Annotated in this window: 19 protein-coding genes; 4 read left to right on the top strand and 15 right to left on the bottom strand. The window is 72.6% G+C overall.

All coding sequences use genetic code 11. The annotated features are described in order from the left end of the window. The first annotated feature begins 10 nt into the window (after positions 1-10). From H8838_RS05245 to H8838_RS05230, 4 genes are all read left to right on the top strand, one after another. Positions 11-1,342, top strand: coding sequence for an ABC1 kinase family protein (locus tag H8838_RS05245; protein WP_185996403.1), 1,332 nt, complete (start codon positions 11-13; stop codon positions 1,340-1,342). 97 nt (positions 1,343-1,439) lie between these two features. Next, positions 1,440-2,306 carry an ABC transporter ATP-binding protein gene (locus H8838_RS05240; protein ID WP_185996402.1) on the top strand — a complete coding sequence of 289 codons (867 nt, stop codon included), beginning with the start codon at positions 1,440-1,442 and terminating at the stop codon, positions 2,304-2,306. Between the two features lie 110 nt (positions 2,307-2,416). Continuing rightward, a complete protein-coding gene (locus H8838_RS05235) occupies positions 2,417-3,439 on the top strand; it encodes an aliphatic sulfonate ABC transporter substrate-binding protein (protein ID WP_185996401.1) in 1,023 nt (340 codons plus the stop codon). Further along, positions 3,439-4,308: an ABC transporter permease gene (locus tag H8838_RS05230; protein WP_185996400.1), complete on the top strand. Its 870-nt coding sequence runs from the start codon at positions 3,439-3,441 to the stop codon at positions 4,306-4,308. Before H8838_RS05235 ends, H8838_RS05230 begins: the two co-directional genes overlap by 1 nt. Positions 4,309-4,340: 32 nt before the next feature. On the opposite strand, the gene H8838_RS05225 is transcribed toward H8838_RS05230, so the two are convergent. The 15 genes from H8838_RS05225 to H8838_RS05155 form a co-directional block, all read right to left on the bottom strand. Next, positions 4,341-4,838, bottom strand: a complete 498-nt coding sequence (locus H8838_RS05225; RefSeq protein ID WP_185996399.1) for a GNAT family N-acetyltransferase — start codon at positions 4,836-4,838, stop codon at positions 4,341-4,343. Positions 4,839-4,848: 10 nt separating this feature from the next. Next, positions 4,849-5,985 carry a MalY/PatB family protein gene (locus H8838_RS05220; RefSeq protein ID WP_185996398.1) on the bottom strand — a complete coding sequence of 379 codons (1,137 nt, stop codon included), beginning with the start codon at positions 5,983-5,985 and terminating at the stop codon, positions 4,849-4,851. A gap of 11 nt (positions 5,986-5,996) precedes the next feature. After that, positions 5,997-6,221 carry a hypothetical protein gene (locus tag H8838_RS05215; protein WP_181311509.1) on the bottom strand — a complete coding sequence of 75 codons (225 nt, stop codon included), beginning with the start codon at positions 6,219-6,221 and terminating at the stop codon, positions 5,997-5,999. Between the two features lie 50 nt (positions 6,222-6,271). Continuing rightward, positions 6,272-8,293: a vWA domain-containing protein gene (locus H8838_RS05210; protein ID WP_185996397.1), complete on the bottom strand. Its 2,022-nt coding sequence runs from the start codon at positions 8,291-8,293 to the stop codon at positions 6,272-6,274. Then, positions 8,290-9,702, bottom strand: a complete 1,413-nt coding sequence (locus H8838_RS05205; protein ID WP_181311511.1) for an ATP-binding protein — start codon at positions 9,700-9,702, stop codon at positions 8,290-8,292. Before H8838_RS05205 ends, H8838_RS05210 begins: the two co-directional genes overlap by 4 nt. Positions 9,703-9,739: 37 nt before the next feature. Then, a complete protein-coding gene (locus H8838_RS05200) occupies positions 9,740-10,405 on the bottom strand; it encodes a hypothetical protein (protein WP_317983792.1) in 666 nt (221 codons plus the stop codon). A 74-nt stretch (positions 10,406-10,479) separates the two neighbouring features. Further along, entirely contained in the window at positions 10,480-10,998 is a 519-nt protein-coding gene (locus H8838_RS05195) for a DinB family protein (protein WP_185996396.1), read from the bottom strand. A 59-nt stretch (positions 10,999-11,057) separates the two neighbouring features. Beyond that, the gene (locus H8838_RS05190) at positions 11,058-12,341 is read right to left on the bottom strand and encodes an HNH endonuclease signature motif containing protein (RefSeq protein ID WP_185996395.1); all 1,284 of its coding nucleotides are present in this window, start codon (positions 12,339-12,341) and stop codon (positions 11,058-11,060) included. A 117-nt stretch (positions 12,342-12,458) separates the two neighbouring features. After that, entirely contained in the window at positions 12,459-13,253 is a 795-nt protein-coding gene (locus H8838_RS05185; RefSeq protein WP_185996394.1) for a GNAT family N-acetyltransferase, read from the bottom strand. Between the two features lie 56 nt (positions 13,254-13,309). Beyond that, positions 13,310-14,347 (bottom strand): isopenicillin N synthase family dioxygenase, encoded by a 1,038-nt coding sequence (locus H8838_RS05180; protein WP_224766396.1) that lies wholly within the window; start codon positions 14,345-14,347, stop codon positions 13,310-13,312. 5 nt (positions 14,348-14,352) lie between these two features. Next, positions 14,353-15,543, bottom strand: coding sequence for an adenosine deaminase (gene add, locus H8838_RS05175; protein WP_224766395.1), 1,191 nt, complete (start codon positions 15,541-15,543; stop codon positions 14,353-14,355). After that, positions 15,536-16,354, bottom strand: a complete 819-nt coding sequence (locus tag H8838_RS05170; protein WP_185996392.1) for an ABC transporter permease — start codon at positions 16,352-16,354, stop codon at positions 15,536-15,538. Before H8838_RS05170 ends, add begins: the two co-directional genes overlap by 8 nt. Beyond that, positions 16,351-17,142: an ABC transporter permease gene (locus H8838_RS05165; protein ID WP_224766394.1), complete on the bottom strand. Its 792-nt coding sequence runs from the start codon at positions 17,140-17,142 to the stop codon at positions 16,351-16,353. Before H8838_RS05165 ends, H8838_RS05170 begins: the two co-directional genes overlap by 4 nt. Positions 17,143-17,146: 4 nt before the next feature. Next, positions 17,147-17,974: an ABC transporter ATP-binding protein gene (locus H8838_RS05160; protein ID WP_185996391.1), complete on the bottom strand. Its 828-nt coding sequence runs from the start codon at positions 17,972-17,974 to the stop codon at positions 17,147-17,149. Between the two features lie 43 nt (positions 17,975-18,017). After that, the gene (locus H8838_RS05155; protein ID WP_185996390.1) at positions 18,018-19,115 is read right to left on the bottom strand and encodes an ABC transporter substrate-binding protein; all 1,098 of its coding nucleotides are present in this window, start codon (positions 19,113-19,115) and stop codon (positions 18,018-18,020) included. Positions 19,116-19,265: the final 150 nt, after the last annotated feature.

Genomic DNA, 19,265 nt, shown 5'->3' with positions numbered 1-19,265 from the left:
CACTGGGGGCATGGTCGATCTGCCGCGCAAGGCCGTCACCCGCACGGCCCGTCTCGCCGCCCTGCCCCTCGGGTACGCCGGCCGTACAGCGTGGGGCATGGGCAAGCGGCTGGGCGGCAAGCCCGCCGAGGTCGTGCTCAGCGAGGTCCAGCAGCGCACCGCCGAGCAGCTCTTCCGCACCCTCGGCGAGCTCAAGGGCGGTGCGATGAAGTTCGGCCAGGCGCTCTCCGTGCTGGAGGCGGCCCTCCCCGAGAGCGCGTCGGCCCCCTACCGGGAGCAGCTCACCGCGCTGCAGGACAACGCGCCGACGATGAGCACCCAGCAGGTGCGCGACGTGATCGCGGAGTCGCTCGGCCCCGACTGGCGCAAGCAGATCACCTGGCTCGACGGGGCTGCCGCGGCTGCCGCCTCGATCGGCCAGGTGCACCGCGGCACCTGGCAGGACGGGCGCGAGGTGGCGATCAAGGTGCAGTTCCCCGGCGCCGACGAGGCGCTGCTGGGCGACCTGCGGCAGCTGGCCCGGGTCGCCCGCGGCATCAGCCCCGTCTTCCCCGGCCTCGACATCCCCGCCCTCGTCGCCGAGCTGCAGGACCGGGCGGCCGAGGAGCTCGACTACACGCTGGAGGGCGAGGCACAGCAGGTCTTCGCCGAGGCCTTCGCCGGCGACCCGGAGATCCTCGTGCCCCAGGTGGTCTTCGCCAGCGAGCGGGTGCTGGTCTCGGAGTGGCTCGAGAGCGAGGGCTCGCTGGCCCGGGTGATCGCCGAGGGCACCGAGGAGGAGCGCGACCACTACGGCGAGCAGCTGGTGAAGTTCACCTTCGCCGGGCCCGCCAGGACCGGGATGCTGCACGCCGACCCCCACCCGGGGAACTTCCGCACCATCCCCGACGAGGACGGGACCCCGGGCCGTCTCGGGGTCCTCGACTTCGGCGCGGTCGCCCGGCTGCCCGGCGGCGCCTTCCCCGAGGCGATGGGCCGACTGCTGCGCGACGCCTCGGAGAACCGGGCCGACGTGCTGCTGGCCGGGCTGCGTGAGGAGGGGTTCGTCCGGCCCGGGGTCCGGGTCGACGCCGACGCGCTGCTGGAGTACCTGAGCCCGTTCGTGGAGCCGATGACCGCCGAGCGGTTCCGGTTCAGCCGCGCCTGGATGCGCGAGCAGTACGAGCGGCTCAACGACCCCCGCTCCCCGCACTTCACGATGGCGACCAAGATCAACCTGCCACCGGAGTACCTGCTGATCCACCGCACCTGGCTCGGCGGGGTCGGGCTGCTCTGCCAGCTCGAGGCCGAGGTCCCGTTCCGGGCCCTGCTGGAGGAGTCGCTGCCCGGTTTCGCCGAGTAGCGGCGCGCCGGTGGGACCGGGGACACCTGCGCCTACTCGTACGCTTTAATAGGAGTAAGTCACTTCACTTACCCCTTTTGAGCGAACGGGAACCCTCATGAGTCTCCTCTCCCCCTCGGCAGCGCGCTCGCGCGCCCACGCGAACGGCGCTCCGGGCCACGGCCGGGTCGACGCGGGCGGGGTGGAGCCGGCCCAGGCCCTCGACGTACGCCTCGAGCAGGTGGGACGTGCGTTCGGCCAGGGCGCCCAGCGCCGCCAGGTGCTCCGCGGCGTCGACCTGCGGATCGAGGCCGGCGAGGTGGTCGCCCTGCTGGGCCCCAGCGGGTGCGGCAAGTCCACCCTGCTCCGGGTCACCGCCGGCCTCGACCAGCCCACCTCCGGCCGCGTGCTGGTCGGGGGCCAGGTGGTCTCGGGGATCGAGCGCCGCTGCGCGGTCGCGTTCCAGGAGCCCCGGCTGCTCCCCTGGCGGACGCTGCGGCACAACGTCGCGCTCGGCCTGCCGCCGGGCACCGGACGCCGCGAGGGCGACGCCCTGGTCGACGAGCTGCTGGCGCTGGTCGGCCTGGCCGAGCACGCCGGGCACCGGCCGCGGGAGGTCTCCGGCGGAATGGCGCAGCGCACCTCCCTGGCCCGGGCGCTCGCCCGGCGACCCGGGGTGCTGCTGCTCGACGAGCCGTTCGGCGCCCTGGACGCGCTGACCCGGATGAAGATGCAGGACCTGCTGCTCGACGTACGCCGGGCCAGCCCCACCACCGTCCTGCTGGTCACCCACGACGTCGACGAGGCACTCCAGCTGGCCGACCGGGTGGTCGTGCTCGGCCGCTCCGACGACGACCCGGCCGCCGGCGTGGCCCAGGTCGTGACCGTGCCCGGCGAGCGCCCGCGCGACCGCGGCTCGGTGGAGCTCGCGCAGCTGCGCGCCGGCCTGCTGCAGAGCCTGGGCGTCGACGCCCACCGCCACTGAGCTCACCGACAGACCATCCGACCGACCGATCGACCGATCGACCGATCGACCGATCGACCGATCGACCGATCGACCGACTCACCCACCCACCCACCGAAAGAGGAACCACCGTGACCAAGACCCGCCCGACGCAGACGCGTCGTACGCTCGCCGGCCTGCTGGCCGCCGGCCTGCTGCTCACCACCGCGGCCTGCGCCGAGGGTGAGGCCTCGGCCGACGGCGACGGCCGCACCCTGGCCATTGACTACGCCACCTACAACCCGCTCAGCCTGGTGGTCAAGGACCAGGGCTGGCTGGAGGGCGCGCTGGCCGACGAGGACGTCGAGGTGACCTGGGTCAAGAGCGACGGCTCCAACAAGGCCAACGAGGCGCTGCGCGCCAACGCGATCGACGTCGGCTCCACCGCCGGTTCCGCGGCCCTGCTGGCCCGGGCCAACGGATCGCCGATCCGCACCATCGACATCTACTCCCAGCCCGAGTGGGCGGCGATCGTGGTCGGGGAGGACTCCAAGGTCACCGACGTCGCCGACCTGGCCGGCAAGCAGGTCGCGGCCACCAAGGGCACCGACCCCTACTTCTTCCTGCTCCAGTCGCTCGCCGCCGAGGGGATCGACCCCGACGAGGTCACCGTGCAGAACCTCCAGCACGCCGACGGGTGGTCGGCGCTGGCCAACGGCTCCGTCGACGCGTGGGCCGGCCTCGACCCGATCATGGCCGCCGCCGAGCAGGAGGGCGCGAAGCTGGTCTACCGCAACATCGACTTCAACACCTACGGCTTCCTCAACGCCACCGAGGAGTTCCTCGACGAGGAGCCGGAGCTGGCCCAGCTGGTGGTCGACGCCTACGCCAAGGCGCGGGACTGGCTCCAGGAGAACCCGGACGAGGCGGTGGCCATCCTGGCCGAGGCCGCGGCGATCGACGAGGCGGTCGCGCAGACTGTGCTGACCGAGCGGACCAACCTCGACTTCGACCACGTGCCCGGGCAGGCGCAGCTCGACGTGCTGACCACCGTCGGCCCGCTCTTCGTGGAGTCCGGCGACGTGGAGGACCAGTCGCAGATCGACGCCGCGCTCGAGGAGCTGCTCACCGACGAGTACGCCGCGAAGGCCGACGCGAGCCGGGTGGCCGACTGATGCCGGGCGCGAGCCAGGCACAGGTCGGCGGACGGGTCAGCGGGGGTGTCGAGGGGGGCGTCGACGAGGACGTCCGCGCCCCCGTGGGTCACGGCCGCCAGCAGGCTGCCTGGCTCGCGCACCCCGCGGTCCGCGCCCTGGGCGGGCTGCTGCTGCCGGCCCTGCTCCTCCTGGGCTGGCACCTGCTCAGCACGGGCGGGGTCTTCAGCCCGGTCCAGCTCCCCGCCCCCGGCGCGGTGCTGGACGCCGCCCGTGGCCTGTGGGAGCGCGACGAGCTGCTCGGGCACGTGCACATCTCGACCCAGCGGGTGCTGGTCGGCTTCGCGGTGGGCGCCTCGGTCGGCATCCTGCTGGGATCCCTGCTCGGGCTCTCCCGGGTGGCCGACCTGCTGCTCGCCCCGACGATCGGCGCGGTGCGCGCGGTGCCGTCGTTGGCCTGGGTGCCGCTGCTGATCCTGTGGATGAAGATCGGCGAGGACTCGAAGGTCACGCTGATCGCGATCGGGGCGATGTTCCCGGTCTTCACCACCGTCCACCTCGCGCTGCGCCACGTCGACCGTCAGCTGGTCGAGGCCGCGCGCGCGTTCGGGCTGCGCGGCGTCCGGCTGCTCACCGCGGTGCAGCTGCCCGCCGTCGTGCCGGCGGTATTCTCCGGCCTGCGGCTCGCGCTGGCCCAGTCGTGGCTCTTCCTGGTGGCCGCGGAGCTGATCGCCTCCTCGCAGGGGCTCGGCTTCCTGCTCGTGGACTCCCAGAACAACGGTCGCACCGACCGGCTGCTGCTGGCGATCGTGCTGCTCGCCCTCCTGGGCAAGACCACCGACGCCGTGCTGGGCGTGGTGGAGCGGTGGGCGGTCCGCCGCTGGGCTTAGTCGCCGGCCTGGTCACCGGCCCGGTCACCGGCCTAGACGGACAGGGGCAGGTGCATCACGTGCAGCCCCACCAGCCCGTGCGCGGATGAGCGGAACGCCTCGGGCACCGTGCCGACGATCCGGAACCCCAGCGACTGCCACAGCGCGACGGCGGCGGTGTTGGTCTCCACCACGGCGTTGAACTGGATCGCCTGGAACCCGGCGTCGCGGTGCCACTGCACCACGTGCTCGCCGAGCCGGCGACCGACGCCGCGGCCGCGGGCACTCGGGGAGACCATGAACGAGGCCGTGCCCACGTGGTCGCCCCGGCCGGGCCGGTTCGGTCCCATCTTGGCGGTGCCCAGGATCTTGCCGTCCTCCTCCAGCACCACCGCGTGGCCGGGCGCGAACTCCAGCCACAGGTCGCGCGCCTGCGCCGAGGTGAGGTCGTCGGGGTAGGCGTAGGTCTCCCCCGCCGCCACGATCTCGCGGAAGAACGGCCAGATCGCCGGCCAGTCGTCGGAGGTGGCGGGACGGATCGCGGGGTCCATGGCGCGCAGGCTAACCCGCGGCGACAGCCCCTTGCCGCACCCCCGCCATCCGGCGTACCGCCTCGGTGATGACCTCCGGCGAGGTGCCGACGTTGAACCGGACCCACTGCTCGGCCCGCCGGTCGTACCGGGTCCCGGGGACCACCACGACCCCCTGCTCGGCGAAGGCGGCGGCGGGGTCGTCCAGTCCCAGCCCGGAACAGTCGAGCCAGGCCAGGTAGGTCGCCGCCGCCGGCGCGACCTCGACCTCGGGCAGGTGCTCGCCGAGCAGGTCGACCAGGAGCCGACGACGCTCGACGATCTCCCCCAGCAGCTGGTCGAGCCAGGGCTCGCCGTGCTCGTACGCCGCGGTCTGGGCGAGCACCGCCAGGTGCTGGGCGCCGTGGGTGACCACCTCGTGCAGCCCGTGCCCGGTCTCGTGGCCGGCGACCAGCAGTGCGGTCTTGAGGCCCGGCAGGTTCCAGGCCTTGGAGCCGCTCACCAGCGCCAGGCCGCGACCGGCCTCGGGCAGGGAGAGGTAGGGGGTGAACGTGACGCCGGGGTGCACCAGCGGGGCGTGGATCTCGTCGGAGACCACCAGCACCCCGTACTCGTCGGCCAGCCGGGCCACCGCGGCCAGCTCCTCCGGGGTGTGCACCGTGCCGGTCGGGTTCTGCGGGTTGCACAGCAGGTACGCCGAGCCCATCCCGGCGTCGGCGAACGCGGTCTCCAGGGCGCCGAGGTCGAGCCGGTGGTCAGCGCCCAGCGGCGCCTCGACCAGCCGGCGGCGGGTGGCTGCGACGAAGCCGAAGAACGAGTCGTAGACCGGCGGGCTCACCACCACCGCACCACCCGTGGGGACCCGCGCCTGGATGACCTCCTCGATCCCGATCATCACGTCGGGCACCTGCATCACCCGGGCCGGGGCGACCTCCCACCCCCAGCGACGGGCGGCGAAGCCGGTGAACGCCGCCACCAGCGGCTCGCTCCACGCGTAGCCGGTGTCGCCGCGCCGCAGCGCCTCGGTGACCACCTCGACCACGGGCGGGCACGGGGCCGAGTCCATCTCCGCGACCCAGACCGGGATCGCGTCGCCGGGGCAGGCCCGCCACTTGACGCTGGAGCGGGTGCGGCGCAGGTCGTCGAGGGAGGAACCGAGGATCTCCATGCCTCCCGAGGCTAGCGGCCCCGGTTGCGCGGGTGCTGACGCGCCTCTCGCTCGTTGCCGTGCTTGTAGTTCCCGGTCACCCGGGCCATCAGCTCCTGGTCGTCGCCGTCCTCGACGTCGTCGAGGAACTGCGCGGCACCCCGGCCGCGCAGCGTGGTGGCGGGGTTGCCGTGGTGGGTGATCACCACGGATCCGTCCTTGCGCACGCGGAAGTCGAAACCCTCGGGACCTGGCATGCCGGGGAGTTTGTCACCCAGCGGGGCGGTGCGCCACGGGTTTGCCAGGCTCAGCCGCCCACCCAGAAGCCGCGGTCGCCCCAGCCGCCGTACCCGCCGAACTGGTCGCCGTACGACGACTCCCCGCTGCGGGAGCCGAGGTAGCTGCCAACCACGGCCGCGCCCAGGTCGTCCAGCTCCGGGGAGACCATCCGCCCGTCGACCCGGCGGGCCATCGAGTCGATGAACCGGGCCAGCCCGGGGTCCTCGCCGAGCCGGAAGAACGTGGTCTGCGCGCCCAGGCGCCTCGAGGCGTCGAGCTCGCGCACGGTGTTGGCGATGGTCAGCGGGTGCGGCGGGTAGCTGAACCAGACCTCGCCGTCGGACTCCAGGTGGGCGGTCGGCTCGCCGTCGGTGACCACCAGCAGCACCGGCTGGGCGCTCGGGTGCTTGCGGAAGTGCCGGTTGGCCAGCAGCAGCCCGTGGTGCAGGTTGGTGCCCTTGGCCCACCGGGCGTCCAGCCCGGTCAGCTCCTCGATCTCCATCACCTGGGCGTGCCGGCCGAACGCGATCAGCTGCAGGGCGTCTCCGCGGAACCGCGAGCTGATCAGCTGGTGCAGGGCCAGGGCGGTGCGCTTCATCGGCACCCACCGGCCGTCCATCGCCATCGAGAAGCTGGTGTCGACCAGCAGCGCCACGCACGCCTGGGTGCGAGCCTCGGTCTCGGCGACCTCGAGGTCCTCGAGCTCGAGGCGGACGCCGCCCCGGGCGGAGCCGCCCCCGGCGGCGGTGCGGACCACCGCGTTGGTCACCGTCCGGGTCACGTCCCACGGCTCGGTGTCGCCGAACTCCCAGGCGCGCGAGGAGCCGGTCAGCTCGCCGGCCGCACCGGCACGGCGTACGTCGCGCTGGCCCTGCCGCCCCGTGAGCCGGGTGGCCACGTCGCGCAGCAGCGACTTCCCGAGCTGGCGCATCGCCTTCGGGCTCAGCCGCAGGTCCCCCTCAGAGCTGCGCCGCAGGTAGCCGGAGTCGCGCAGCGCGCGCTCGAGCTCGGCCAGGGTGCGGGCGTCGACGGCGGCCTGGTCGCCGAGCTGGCGCTCCAGCTTGTCCAGGTCGACGTCGTCGAGCCGGGCGCCGCCGTAGGACTGGGCCAGCTGCTCGGCGAGCTCGTCGAGGTCGGCCAGGTCCTGGAGGACGCCGGTGCCGTCGCCGAGGCCGAGGCCCTCCTCGCCCTCGAAGCGCTGCGAGCCGCCCCAGTCCTCACCGGGGCGCAGGGCCTGGAGGTTGGCGTCCATCCGGGCCAGCTGCTCCATCAGCTCGGGGCTGCCGAAGGCCTGGGCGGAGAGCTGCATCAGCTCCTCGCGCTGCTCGGGCGTCATCGAGTTGAGCATCCGCTGCGCGGCGGCACTGCGCTGGGCGAGCGTGTCGAGCAGCTCTTCGATGTTCTCGGGGCCCTCGGGGAAGAAGTCGCCGTGCTTGTCCATGAAGTCGGCGAAGTCCTGGTCGGTGTCCTCGCCCCGGGCGTGCTTCTCCAGCAGCTCGTTGAGGTCGCCGAGCATCTCGTTGATCGCCGCCCGGTCCTCCTCCCCCGCCCCCTCGAGCGCCTCCTTCATCCCGGCGAACCGCTGGTCGAGGAGCTCGCGGCCGAGCAGGTCCTTGATCTCCTCGTACGCCTCGCGCGCCTCGCTGCTCGTCCAGTCGTACGACGACAGCTCGCTCACCGCGGCCGACGTCGAGGAGGGCAGGCTCTCCAGGCGCAGCTCGCGGAAGGCGCGGTCGCCGTCGTCCATCGTGATGTCGCGGGCAAGCTGCTTGCGCTCCTCGAGCAGTGCCTTCTCGAGCAGCTCCTTGACCTCGCGCAGCGTGCCGTCCAGGTCGTGGCGCTGGAGCAGCTCCTGGCGCTTCTGGGCGACCCGGGCGGCCAGGTCGTCGAGCCCGCTCTGCTCGGCCCCGCCCCGGCGCAGGAACTCCTGCATCGCCCGCTCCGGGGAGTAGCCGGCCATCACGTCCTCGCCGATCGCCTCCAGCGCCTCGGCGAGGTCGACCGGCGGGGCGAGCGGGTCGCCGCCGGAGTAGCGCTGGTAGCGGCTCATCCGTAGACCGTCTCGCGCCCGTCGGAGTCCTTGCCGATCTTGCGCGCGAGGTAGAGGCCCTCGAGCGCCAGCTCGATCGCGCAGGCGGTCTCGCCGTCCGAGGTGGTGTCGAGCCGGGCGGCGATGTCGTCGTACAGCTCGGACTCCCCCAGCACCGGGAGCCCGGCCAGGAAGTCGCGTGCGGTGACCTGGCCGCCGGTGGAGACGGTGGCGCCCGACTCCAGGGCGTCGACCAGGAGGGAGAGGTCGAGGCCGCGGAAGCGTTCGCGGACCGTGCCGGCGACCGCCGTACGCAGCAGGTGGGTGAGGATCTCGGTCTCCCGGCCCTCCTCCCCGGTCTCGAACTCGATCTTGCCGCGCAGCACGTCCACGGCGGTCTCCAGGTCGACGACCCGGGCCACGGCCTGCTCCTCGCCCTGGACGGTGGCGCGGTGCAGTGCCGAGGCGGCGATGGTCTCGGCCCCGGCGATGGCGAACCGGGCGCTGACTCCGGAGCGCTGGTCGACCGCGGAGGACTCGCGCAGCGCGCGGGTGAACCGGGCCAGCACCTCCAGCAGCGCGTCCGGCACGTCGGCGGTCAGGTGCGCCTCCTGCCGGATCACCGCGAGCTCGGCGTCGAGCTCGGACGGGTAGTGGGTGCGGATCTCCGCGCCGAACCGGTCCTTGAGGGGGGTGATGATCCGCCCGCGGTTGGTGTAGTCCTCGGGGTTGGCGCTGGCCACCACCAGGACGTCGAGCGGCAGCCGCAGCACGTAGCCGCGGATCTGGATGTCGCGCTCCTCCATCACGTTGAGCATCGCGACCTGGATCCGCTCGGCCAGGTCGGGCAGCTCGTTGATCGCCACGATGCCGCGGTGGCTGCGCGGGATCAGCCCGAAGTGGATCGTCTCCGGGTCGCCCAGGTGGCGGCCCTCGGCGACCTTCATCGGGTCGACGTCGCCGATCAGGTCGGCCACCGAGGTGTCCGGGGTGGCCAGCTTCTCGGCGTACCGGGTGTCGCGGTGCGCCCACTCGATCGGCAGCTCGTCGCCCTGCTCGGCCACCAGTCGGCGGGTCAGCGGGGTGATCGGGTCGTAGGGGTGCTCGCCCAGCTCGGAGCCGGCGACCACCGGGGTCCACTCGTCGAGCAGGCCGACCAGGGTGCGCAGCAGCCGGGTCTTGCCCTGGCCGCGCTCCCCCAGGAGGACCACGTCGTGCCCGGCGATCAGCGCGCGCTCGAGCTGCGGGATGACCGTGTCCTCGAAGCCGTGCAGCCCCGGCCAGGGGTCCTCACCGGCGGCCAGCTTGGCCAGCAGGTTCTCCCGCAGCTCCTCGCGCAGGGTCCGGAGCTGGTGCCCGGACTCGCGGAGCTGCCCCAGCGTGCGGGCGGCGGGGGCTTCGGTCGGCGCGGGCGGTGTGTACGTCGTCACACGACCACGCTAGACCGGGCCCCAAGGACCTCGACCCTCACAGGGCCGGCCCCTCGCCGCGCAGCTTGTCGACCTCGGCCATCGCGTCCCGCAGCTGGGCGAGCCACTCGTCGGCGTGCTCGCCCACCAGCCGCACGGCCCAGGCGAGGGCGTCGGACCGGGAGCGCGCCACGCCGGCGTCGACCAGGGTGTCCAGCACCTGGCGCTCGGGCTGGCGGAGGCGAGTCATCACCGGGGCCGCCACGTGGGTGAAGAGCGCCTCGACGTCGCCGAGCCGCACCCCCCAGGAGACCTTGCGCTGGTAGCGGCCCTCGGCCTCCAGGGCGATCTCGATCCGCTCGTCGCGAGTCTCCGCGCGGAACCGGCTGATCCGGCCCTCCGCCTCGGCCCCGCTGAGCTCGCCGCCGCCCGCCGCCGCGTCGGACAGCGTGCCGACGACCAGGACCTCCTCGCGGTCGACGCTGACGCGCACGTCGCTGAACCAGCCCTCGGGCAGCCGACCGGCGAACCAGTCGGCGGCGTCGTCGGCCGGCGGCAGGTCGGCGACCTGCCAGCCTCCCCGGCGTCCGCCGCGACCCCGGCCACGGGGGCCACCGCCACGACCCCCTCCGCGCCCCTCGCGTCCTTCATCGGGCCCGTGGCCGGGTCCGTGTCCTGGGCCGTGCTCGTGCTCGTGTCCGTGCTTCTCGTCGTGGGTGTTCATGGTGCTTCTCCTTTAGGGATACTTCTTCCATGATTACACCGTTACACCAATTGCACGTGCAAGAGGTTGACTGATCAGAGCCCGGTGGTGCCGTCGACGTTCTCCCGCAGCAGGTCGCCGTGGCCGGCGTGCCGGGCGTACTCCTCGATCATGTGCACCAGGATGTAGCGCAGCGAGATCCCACGTCCGCGCCGCTGGACGGCCGCGAGCTGGTCGAGGCCGCCGACCGCGAGCGCCCGGTCGAGGGCCAGGTCCGCCGCGGCGACCTCGGCGTCGAACAGGGTGAGGAGCTCCACGGGGCTGTCCTCGCTGGCGGAGTGCCAGTCCCAGTCCTCGTCGGCCGACCAGTCGACGTCGGCCCAGATCCCGGACGGCTCCTCGCCGTGCAGCACGCAGGAGAACCACCACTGCTCCACGTAGGCCAGGTGCTTGAGCAGACCGCCCAGGGTCATGGTGGTGGGCGGGAGCGGGGTGTCGAGCTGGTCGGCGTCCAACCCTTCGCACTGGCTGCGGACGACCGCGCGGAAGTGCGCGAGGAATCCCCGCAGGGTGGTGGTCTCGTCGGCGTCGGTCGGCTTCACGGGCGTGGTCATGCGGCGACAGTAGGCGCCGGCACGGGCCCGTCAACAGTGGTTTCTCCACGCGCGTCGGACTATCTCCGACGGGCGAAGCGGTAGTCGCCGTTGGCCATCCGGGTCATGTCGTAGGCCGCGTCGTGGGCTCGATGGTGGTGCCGCGAGCAGAGCAGGACGCCGTTGTCGAGGTCCGAGCAGCCGCCGTGGCCCCACGGCAGCAGATGGTGGGCCTCGCTCCAGGTACCGGGGATCGAGCACCCCTCCGCCCGACAGCTGGCATCGCGCAGCAGCAGCGCGCGACGCTGCCCCTTGGTGAAGAGCCTGGACGCGCGCCCTACGTCCAGCAGCTCGGAGTCGGTGCCGAGCACCGCGGGGATGATCTGGGCGTTGCACGCCAGCCGACGAGCCTCCCCGGCGGTGATCCGGTCGAAGCCGTCCCCCGGCACCCCGTTGCCCAGGGTGGCGACACCCAGGCCGGACCGGAGCGCCTCGAAGGACAGGACCACGGTGAGATTGGTGGCGTCACCCCCGTGGATCGGGAGTCGCTTCGGGTCCAGGGTCTCCAGCAGCTGACCGAACGCCTCGGCCAGACGTCGCGGGTGGGCGCTGGGGGAAGCGGAGGCCTGCGCCCGACCACCCTCCTGGTCACCCGAATCGCCACTCGTCCGGCGGACCGCGCCGTCAGCGAGCCGCGGGTTGGTGAAGGCGTGCAGGTAGGTCGCGAGCCGGGCCGCCACCGCGTCGGGCAGGACGCCGGAGATCCGCGTGGTGCCGTCGCCGACGGCACGGATCCGCAGCCGCTGCCGCTCCCGGGCCCGCTTCTCGGCCTCCTCCAGCTTGCGGCGCTCCTCGTCCTCGAACCGCTCGGGATCGACGATCTCCAGGATCCGTCGCCCCAGCACCGCCAGGTCCTTGGGGTCGTGCTCGCCGGCCAGCCGCACAAGCTCGGCCTCGGCCTTCGCGACCACGTCCCGTCCCACCCGGTCCGGCAGCTCCCCGACCGCGGCGGCGATCACACGCGCCTGGGCCAGGTTGACCCGCGCCTCCCTCAGTCCCGCCGCGAGCAGCGGCAGGTCGCGGTCCAGTGCCTCGGCCAACCGAAGGTCTGCCGCCGCGTCGCTGCGCCGCACCCGCCCGTGGTGGGCCAGCCAGGCGGCTACCGAGTGGAACCCCTCCGCCGCAGCTGCGTCGCCGGCCGAGGCCATGCACCGCAACCGCAGCTCGGCGACCTGGGTCTCGACGTCCACCCAAGCCAACAACGCGGCGCCCTTCTCCTCCGCCGGAATGAACACGGGATCCAGGTCTGCGACCGACTTCAACATCCCCTGCACCGCTCCTGCGGTGTCCGTCAACAGATGCATCCCGCCCCCTCGACCCGTGTCTAGGACCATTCTTTCGAACATGTGTTCGAATCGCCAGACCGAAGATTGGGGATCCGCGGGCTCCGCGTCGGACCTGCTCGGCAGCGCGTCAGCGCGTCAGCGCCGCCAGAGGTACGGCGTCGTGGTGGAGACCCGGTGCAGGCCGGAGCGCTCCAGGATCGGACGCGAGTACCCGGTCGAGTCGCTGTGGACGAGGGTCTTGCCCAGCCGCAGCGCGGACGCCGCCCGAGCCGCGGTCAGAGCCCGGTAGATCCCGCGTCCACGCCACTCCGGGAGGGTGAAGCCACCCCAGATGCCGGCGAACGCGGTCCCGTCCACCGGTTCGAGCCGGCCACCGGAGATCACCTGCCCCCGTGCCTCGGCGACCCACAGCTCCATGCCGTCGTCACGACCGAGCCGACGCATCAGCGCCTCGGCCTCTGCTGCACCGTCAGCGGGGGAATCGCCGAACACCTCGGCGGCCATCGCACTCATCGCACGGACGTCGTCCGCCGCCCTGATCTGCCGGAGCACCACGCCGTCGAGCAGCGGCACGTGCACGGCCAGGCTCTCCGCCCGGCCGATCATGATCGACTCCGGCTCCCCCGGGACGAACCCGTGGCGGAGCAGGCTGTCGTGCAGTCCCGGCGCGTGGTCGTGTCCTCGCGTCTTCCACTCCACCTCGGTGACCTCGGGATCCGCGCCGTAGTACGCGAGCGCCTCCCTCACCAGCCCGTCGATGGCGTCGGGACCGGCCGTCCCGAGATCCCGGTAGGTGACGTGACCGCGCCCACCGCCGAAGGTCGCCAGGTGCACCGGACCGCGGAACGCCACTGAGACCGCGCTCGACGTCTCCGCATCGGTCCGCAGCTGCTCGTCGTACGCCGCGAGCAGCGCGCCAAGGTGATCCATGGTGCTGATCCTCGCAACCTCGCCCCCGTCGAGGCCACCGGTTTTGCCCGACGTCCTCAGCCCTGCTTGGCCGCCAGCACCCGCGCGGCCTCCCGCTCGGCGGCGGCATTGGCCACGCCGGCCCGGGAGCCGGCAAGCTTGGCGTTGATGTGCTCGCCCACCGTGATCGGGGCGTACTTGGACCCGTCCCCGACGCAGGGAGGCAGGGTGGAGATGACCGCGTCGACGTTGCCGTCGTGGAAGAACGCGGCGCTGCGCCGCCGCTCCACCCGGCCCTCGACGATCGGCGGCTTGACCCGGTGCAGCGTCGACATCCACTCCTCGTTGGTCCACCGCGCCATCAGGTCGCCCAGGTTGACCAGCAGCGCCCCGTCGGCCGGCATCACGTCGTGCCAGCCGCCGTCGCCGCCGAGCACCTGCAGGCCCGCGACCTGGTCGGCCCAGAGCACCGTGACGATGCCGTAGTCGGTGTGCTCCCCCATCCCGGTCAGCTCGCCGTCCAGCTCGACCTCGCCGGGCTCGAGGGCGTAGTTGTTCATCCGCAGCACGTCCAGGCTGTGGTCGGTATAGCCCTCGAAGAAGCCCTCCGGCAGGCCGAGCGCGTCGGCGAACAGGGTGGTCAGGGTGCGGGCGACCCGGGCGGCGTGGTCGAAGTACGCCGAGACCGCCGGCCGGAAGCCGGGGAGGCCGGCGGGCCAGACGTTCTCCGCGTAGTCGTCGGCGGGCAGCTCGACGCCGGGGTAGTCCGAGCGCGCGGCGCCGACGTTGAAGGCCTCGAAGAAGTCGTGCATCCGGTTGGACGGCGCCAGGCCGAGGCTGAGGCTCAACGACTCCGTCTTGGGCGGCGCGTACCCCCGGTTGATCTGCGGTGGTGTCCGGTACGCCTTCTTGGTCTCCAGCGGCTGGTCGAAGAACGAGTCCAGCGCGCCGGCGAACGCATCTGTCACCTCGGTCGGTACGCCGTGCCCGACGATCTGTGCGAAGCCGACCGTGCGCGCGGCCTGGTCGAAGGCGGCCGCCGCGGCGGTGCACTCGTCGGGCGAGCCGCCCAGCACGTAGGGAGAGATGTCGACGGTGGGCACGGAGAAGGTCATCGGGGTCATCCTCGTCGGGGAGCCGGAACCCTGTGCCGGCCGGGGTGCGGGCCGGGGTACGGGTCCGGGTGGCGGTCCAGGTGCGGGTCGGTGGTGGTGACGGTGCTCGGGATCGCGGCCAGCGCGGCATCGACCCGCCGCCGCAGGGCCGCCTTGTCGGTCTCGTCGAGCCAGCACGCCTCCACCGCGTTGTCGGTGAAGGCGGCGAGCTGGTCCCGGCCGTACCCGAGCGCGTGCGCGAGCACCCGGAAGTCGTGGGTCGGGTCGGTGCCGAACATCGGCGGGTCGTCGGAGTCGATGGTCACCCGCAGGCCGGCGTCGACCATCTCCTTGATCCGCAGATGGCTGCCGTCCCCGCTGCCGGAGTAGCGGCCGATGTCGGAGCTGACCGGGGTGCAGGTGAAGGGAATCTGCTCGTCGGCGCAGCGCGCGGTGATCTCCGGGTCGTCGACCACGTGGTAGCCGTGGTCGACCCGGCTGCACCCGAGCTCGTCGAGCAGGGTCAGGACGTGGCCGGGCGGGCCGGACTCCGAGTGGGCGGTGCGCTCCAACCCGGCGCGCCCGGCGAGCTGGAAGGCCTCGACGAACCGTCCCGGCGGACCGTTGACCTCGGCGTAGTCCAGGCCGATCCCGACCACCTCGTCGATCCGGTGCTCGATCACCTCCTCGACCAGCCGTCGTGCCTCGGCGCCGCTGCGCTCGCGGTTGATCCCGACGACCAGCCGGGCCTCGATCCCGGAGTCCGCCCGGGCGTCCTGAATCCCGGCGACCACCCCCGCGAGCAGCCGGGCGTAGGGGACGCCCGGGTGCCCGGGCGGGCTCAGGTGGATCTCCCGGTAGAGCACCCCGTGGGCCGCCCCGCCCTCGGTCAGCGACTCGTAGGTGATCTGGTGGAAGTCCTCCACGTCGCGGACCACCGAGCCCACCACGTCGAGGACCCGCAGGAACTCCCCGAGGTCCTCGTAGCCGTGGTGGTCGTAGAGAGTCTCGGTGGTGCGGCCGCCGAGGTCGACCCGGTGCTTGCGGGCCAGGTCGACCACGGTGGCCGCGGAGACGGTCCCGAGCAGGTGGCAGTGCAGGCTCACCTTCGGCAGCGCCGCGACCAGGGCGTCGATCGCCGGGTCCTGGGGCGTCGGGGTCGAGTACGCCGAGAGCCAGGGCGAGCCGGGTAGCGGATCAGCCGTCCGGTCAGGCACGGCCGGCCTCCTGCCCGAACCTCGCGAGCACGACCGACTCGACCAGCTGGGCGAGCAGGTAGAGCACCAGCGAGGCAAGCGTGATCACCACGACCAGCGACCAGACCTGGTTGATCTGCGAGCGGGCGGCGGCCGAGACGATCGCGTAGCCGATCCCCTCCCCGGTGGCGAGCCACTCGGCGAGCAGCGCCCCGGTGATCGCGCCGGGCACCGAGATCCGGACCGACGCGAAGAGCGCGGGCAACGCGGACGGGAAGGCGACCCGGCGCAGCACCGCCCAGGAGCTCCCGCCGAAGACCTGCACCACGTCGCGCATCTGCGCGGAGTGGGAGCGCAGGCCGAAGACGATGCTGACCAGCGCCGGGAAGAGCACGACGATCCCGCTCATCACCGCCACCGCGGCGTAGCCGCGGCCGACCAGCAGGATGATCAGCGGCGCCAGCGCGATCAGCGGCACCGAGCGCAGGATCATCGCCATCGGGAGCACTGCGCTCTCCACCGCGCGGGAGAGCACGATCGCCCCCGCCAGCGCGGTCGCGGCCAGCATCCCGGCGACGAAGCCCAGCGCCGCGTCCTGCAGCGTCTTGACCAGCAGGCTCCACGCCTCGCTCCGGGTCTGGCCGGCGTCCTCGTCGGTGACCAGGTGCGCCCAGACGTCGGCCGGGCCCTTGCCCACGTAGTCGGAGACCTCGAAGATCCGCAGGCCCGCGACCCAGAGCAGCAGCACGGTGCCGACCACGAAGACCAGGGTGAGCAGGGCGCGGAGCAGCGCCCTGCCGGCCGCGGCCAGGGTGGGGCTGAGCGCGCTCATCCGGGGACTCCTCTCGACCAGGGGGCGACCAGCCGGGCGAGCAGCCCGAAGGCGGCGTACGCCGCGCCGGCGACCGCCGCGCAGCCGAACCCGATGCCCCACGCCTGGGCGACGTCGACGTTCTGCTGGGCGATCTTCAGCGCCAGGCCGACGCCGCGTTCGATGCCGCCGACGTACTCGCCCAGGATCGCGCCGAGGAAGGCCGCCGGGGCGGCGATCTGCAGGGCGGAGATGATCGCCGGCAGCGCGGAGACCAGCTGCACCCGGCGCAGCTGCTGGAACCGGCCGCCTCCGTAGACGCTGATTACGTCGAGGCTGGTGCGCTCCGCGGAGCGGAAGCCGAGCAGCGCCCCGACGACGGTGGTGAAGAAGACCGAGAGCGCGGCCAGGGCCACCGCGGTGCCCGAGCGCTCCCCCGGGTCCGGGACGCCGATGACCAGGTAGAGCACCGGCGCCACGGCGACGATCGGCAGGCAGTAGGAGATGACGGCGACCTGCATGATCACCGGCTCGGCGAACGGGACCAGCAGCACCACCGAGGCCAGCACCAGGGCGGCCAGGTTGCCGTAGAGGAAGCCGACCGCGGCCTCCTCGACGGTCACCGAGAAGTGGGTGGAGTAGAAGCCCCACCCGGAGTCGGCGACGGAGCGCACCACCTCGGGCGGCGTCGGGATCCGCGCGTCGGCCAGCACGGTCAGCGTGGCCAGCCACCAGGCGGCGAGCACGGCGAGCAGGCCGCCCGCGCTGGTGGCCAGGGTGCGGGCCCGCTCCGGGGTCAGCCCGCGCACGGGCTCATCCCTCCGCGCCCGGGTCGGGGCCGCCGAAGAGCAGCTCGGAGGCGTGGTCGTGCAGCGCGTGGAACTCCGGGGTGCGCATCATCTCCGGCGTCCGGGGCCGGGGCAGGTCCACCTCGATGACCTCCTTGACCCGGCCCGGTCGCGGGCTCATCACCGCGACCTTGTCGGAGAGGAAGATCGCCTCGGAGATGCCGTGGGTGACCATCAGCGTGGTCGCCGGCTTCTCCGTCCAGATCCGCAGCAGCTCGAGGTTGAGCCGCTGCCGGGTCATGTCGTCCAGGGCGCCGAACGGCTCGTCGAGCAGCAGCACCGACGGCTTGACCACCAGCGCCCGGGCGATCGAGACCCGCTGCCGCATACCGCCGGAGAGCTGGGCGGGCTTGGCCTTCTCGAACCCCTCGAGCCCGACCAGCCGGATCAGCTCGGCCACCAGGGCGTCGTCCGGCTTGCGTCCCGAGACCTCGAACGGCAACCGGATGTTGGAGAGCACCGAGCGCCACGGCAGCAGCGCCGAGTCCTGGAAGGCGATCCCGAGCTCGTGGTCCCGGCGCAGCTCCAGCGGGGTCTTGCCCTCCACCAGCGCGGTGCCGCTGGTGGGGGTCTCCAGCCCCGCGAGGATCCGCAGGATGGTGGACTTCCCGCACCCCGAGGGCCCGAGCAACGACAGGAAGCTGCCCTTGTCGGTGAAGAGGGTGGCGTCCTCCAGCGCGGCGACGGAGCGTCGTCCGGCTCGGAACGTCTTGGTCAGGTCCTGGATCCGGACCCCGGTGCCGCGGGAGCTGTGCGCTCCCGCGGCCACGGAGTCCGTCTGCGTCGTCGTCACGTCAGGCACCTCGGGGGGGGTAGGGGTGGGCCGGCTCGCCCGGTCAGTCGGGGAGCTCGGTGAGCTCGGGCTTCTCCTCCAGCAGCTCGGTCAGCAGCGAGAGGTCGAAGAGCTCGTCGCCCTCGATCTCGATGCCGGCCGCGTCGAGCGTCGCCAGGGTGCTGGCGATCAGCTCGTCGGTGATGGTGAACAGGCCGTTCTGCTCGACGTCCTCGGTGACGACCAGCTCGCTCTGCACCTTCGCCTGCTCGACCTCCTTGGCCATGTCCAGGTCGAGGTCCTTGCCGTAGACCTCGACGGCCAGGCGGGCGGCCTCCTCGTCGTCGGCCAGGGCGTCCTGCCAGCCGAGGATCTCGGCCTCCAGGAAGGCCTTCACCTTCTCCGGCTCCTCGGCGATCATCTGGTCGGTGGTGATCACGCTCTCCGCCACGAACGGCAGGCCGTTGTCGGCGAAGGGCAGGTTGGTGACCTCGACGCCGTCCATGGAGACGGTCAGCGACTCGTTGGTGATGTAGGCCAGGAAGCCGTCCACCTCGCCGTCGACCACCGGGGACGGGTCGTACTCCACCGGCACCTTCTTCACCTTCGACGGGTCGATGCCGTTGACCTCGAGCAGCGCGTCGAAGAGGGTCTCGTTGCCCCCCGCCTGGACGCCGATCTTCTTGCCGATCAGGTCCTCGGGCGTCGCGATGTCGGCGCCGTCCTTGAGGGAGAGGATGGTGAACGGGTTCTTCTGGAACTTGGTGCCGACGATCTTGAGCGGCGCGTCCTCGGCGGAGATGACCTGGGCGGCGGCGACCGCGTTGCTGAGGCCGAAGTCGGCCTCGCCGGTGGCGACCAGGGTCTCCACCGGACCCGGTCCGGGGTTCATCTTCACCGAGCTGAAACCGGCGTCCTCGTAGTAGCCGTTGGTGTCGGCGAAGAACTCCCCGGCGAACTCGGCGTTCTTGATCCACGACAGCTGCAGCGTCAGCGCCCCGAAGTCGGACTCCCCGTCCGTGCCGGCCGAGGCGGTCTCGGAGTCGTCGGAGCCGCAGGCGGTGAGGACCAGCAGCGAGGCGGTGAGCGCCGCGGCGGCGCGCAGGCCGCGTGCGGCGGGGCGCGTCGTACGGCGGGTCGTGAGCCGGGTCGACAAGGTCATGGGTCCTCCTGCGGTGCTTCCTGACGGTGTTGAGACGGACCCCTCCGAGCGGCCGTGCTCCCTGATGCGGCAGACGCTAGGAGCGGCGGATTTCAGGCCCGGGCGTGCCAGGTTTCGCCGGGGTTAAAACGTTCGTTTCAGTGCCTGGAC

Source organism: Nocardioides campestrisoli (assembly GCF_013624435.2).
GTDB classification, from domain to species: Bacteria; Actinomycetota; Actinomycetes; order Propionibacteriales; family Nocardioidaceae; genus Nocardioides; species Nocardioides campestrisoli.
Note: the sequence above shows the minus strand (reverse complement) of the source record. Positions and strands in the feature narration are given on the sequence as shown.

Bases quoted from the DNA above. Each gene is read 5' to 3' on its own strand.
- H8838_RS05200 (WP_317983792.1), bottom strand. From the start codon at position 10,405: ATGAACACCCACGACGAGAAGCACGGACACGAGCACGAGCACGGCCCA.
- H8838_RS05195 (WP_185996396.1), bottom strand. From the start codon at position 10,998: ATGACCACGCCCGTGAAGCCGACCGACGCCGACGAGACCACCACCCTG.
- H8838_RS05230 (WP_185996400.1), top strand. From the start codon at position 3,439: ATGCCGGGCGCGAGCCAGGCACAGGTCGGCGGACGGGTCAGCGGGGGT.
- H8838_RS05220 (WP_185996398.1), bottom strand. From the start codon at position 5,985: ATGGAGATCCTCGGTTCCTCCCTCGACGACCTGCGCCGCACCCGCTCC.
- H8838_RS05190 (WP_185996395.1), bottom strand. From the start codon at position 12,341: ATGCATCTGTTGACGGACACCGCAGGAGCGGTGCAGGGGATGTTGAAG.
- H8838_RS05180 (WP_224766396.1), bottom strand. From the start codon at position 14,347: ATGACCTTCTCCGTGCCCACCGTCGACATCTCTCCCTACGTGCTGGGC.
- H8838_RS05215 (WP_181311509.1), bottom strand. From the start codon at position 6,221: ATGCCAGGTCCCGAGGGTTTCGACTTCCGCGTGCGCAAGGACGGATCC.
- H8838_RS05155 (WP_185996390.1), bottom strand. From the start codon at position 19,115: ATGACCTTGTCGACCCGGCTCACGACCCGCCGTACGACGCGCCCCGCC.
- H8838_RS05240 (WP_185996402.1), top strand. From the start codon at position 1,440: ATGAGTCTCCTCTCCCCCTCGGCAGCGCGCTCGCGCGCCCACGCGAAC.
- H8838_RS05225 (WP_185996399.1), bottom strand. From the start codon at position 4,838: ATGGACCCCGCGATCCGTCCCGCCACCTCCGACGACTGGCCGGCGATC.
- H8838_RS05185 (WP_185996394.1), bottom strand. From the start codon at position 13,253: ATGGATCACCTTGGCGCGCTGCTCGCGGCGTACGACGAGCAGCTGCGG.
- H8838_RS05210 (WP_185996397.1), bottom strand. From the start codon at position 8,293: ATGAGCCGCTACCAGCGCTACTCCGGCGGCGACCCGCTCGCCCCGCCG.
- H8838_RS05170 (WP_185996392.1), bottom strand. From the start codon at position 16,354: ATGAGCGCGCTCAGCCCCACCCTGGCCGCGGCCGGCAGGGCGCTGCTC.
- H8838_RS05245 (WP_185996403.1), top strand. From the start codon at position 11: ATGGTCGATCTGCCGCGCAAGGCCGTCACCCGCACGGCCCGTCTCGCC.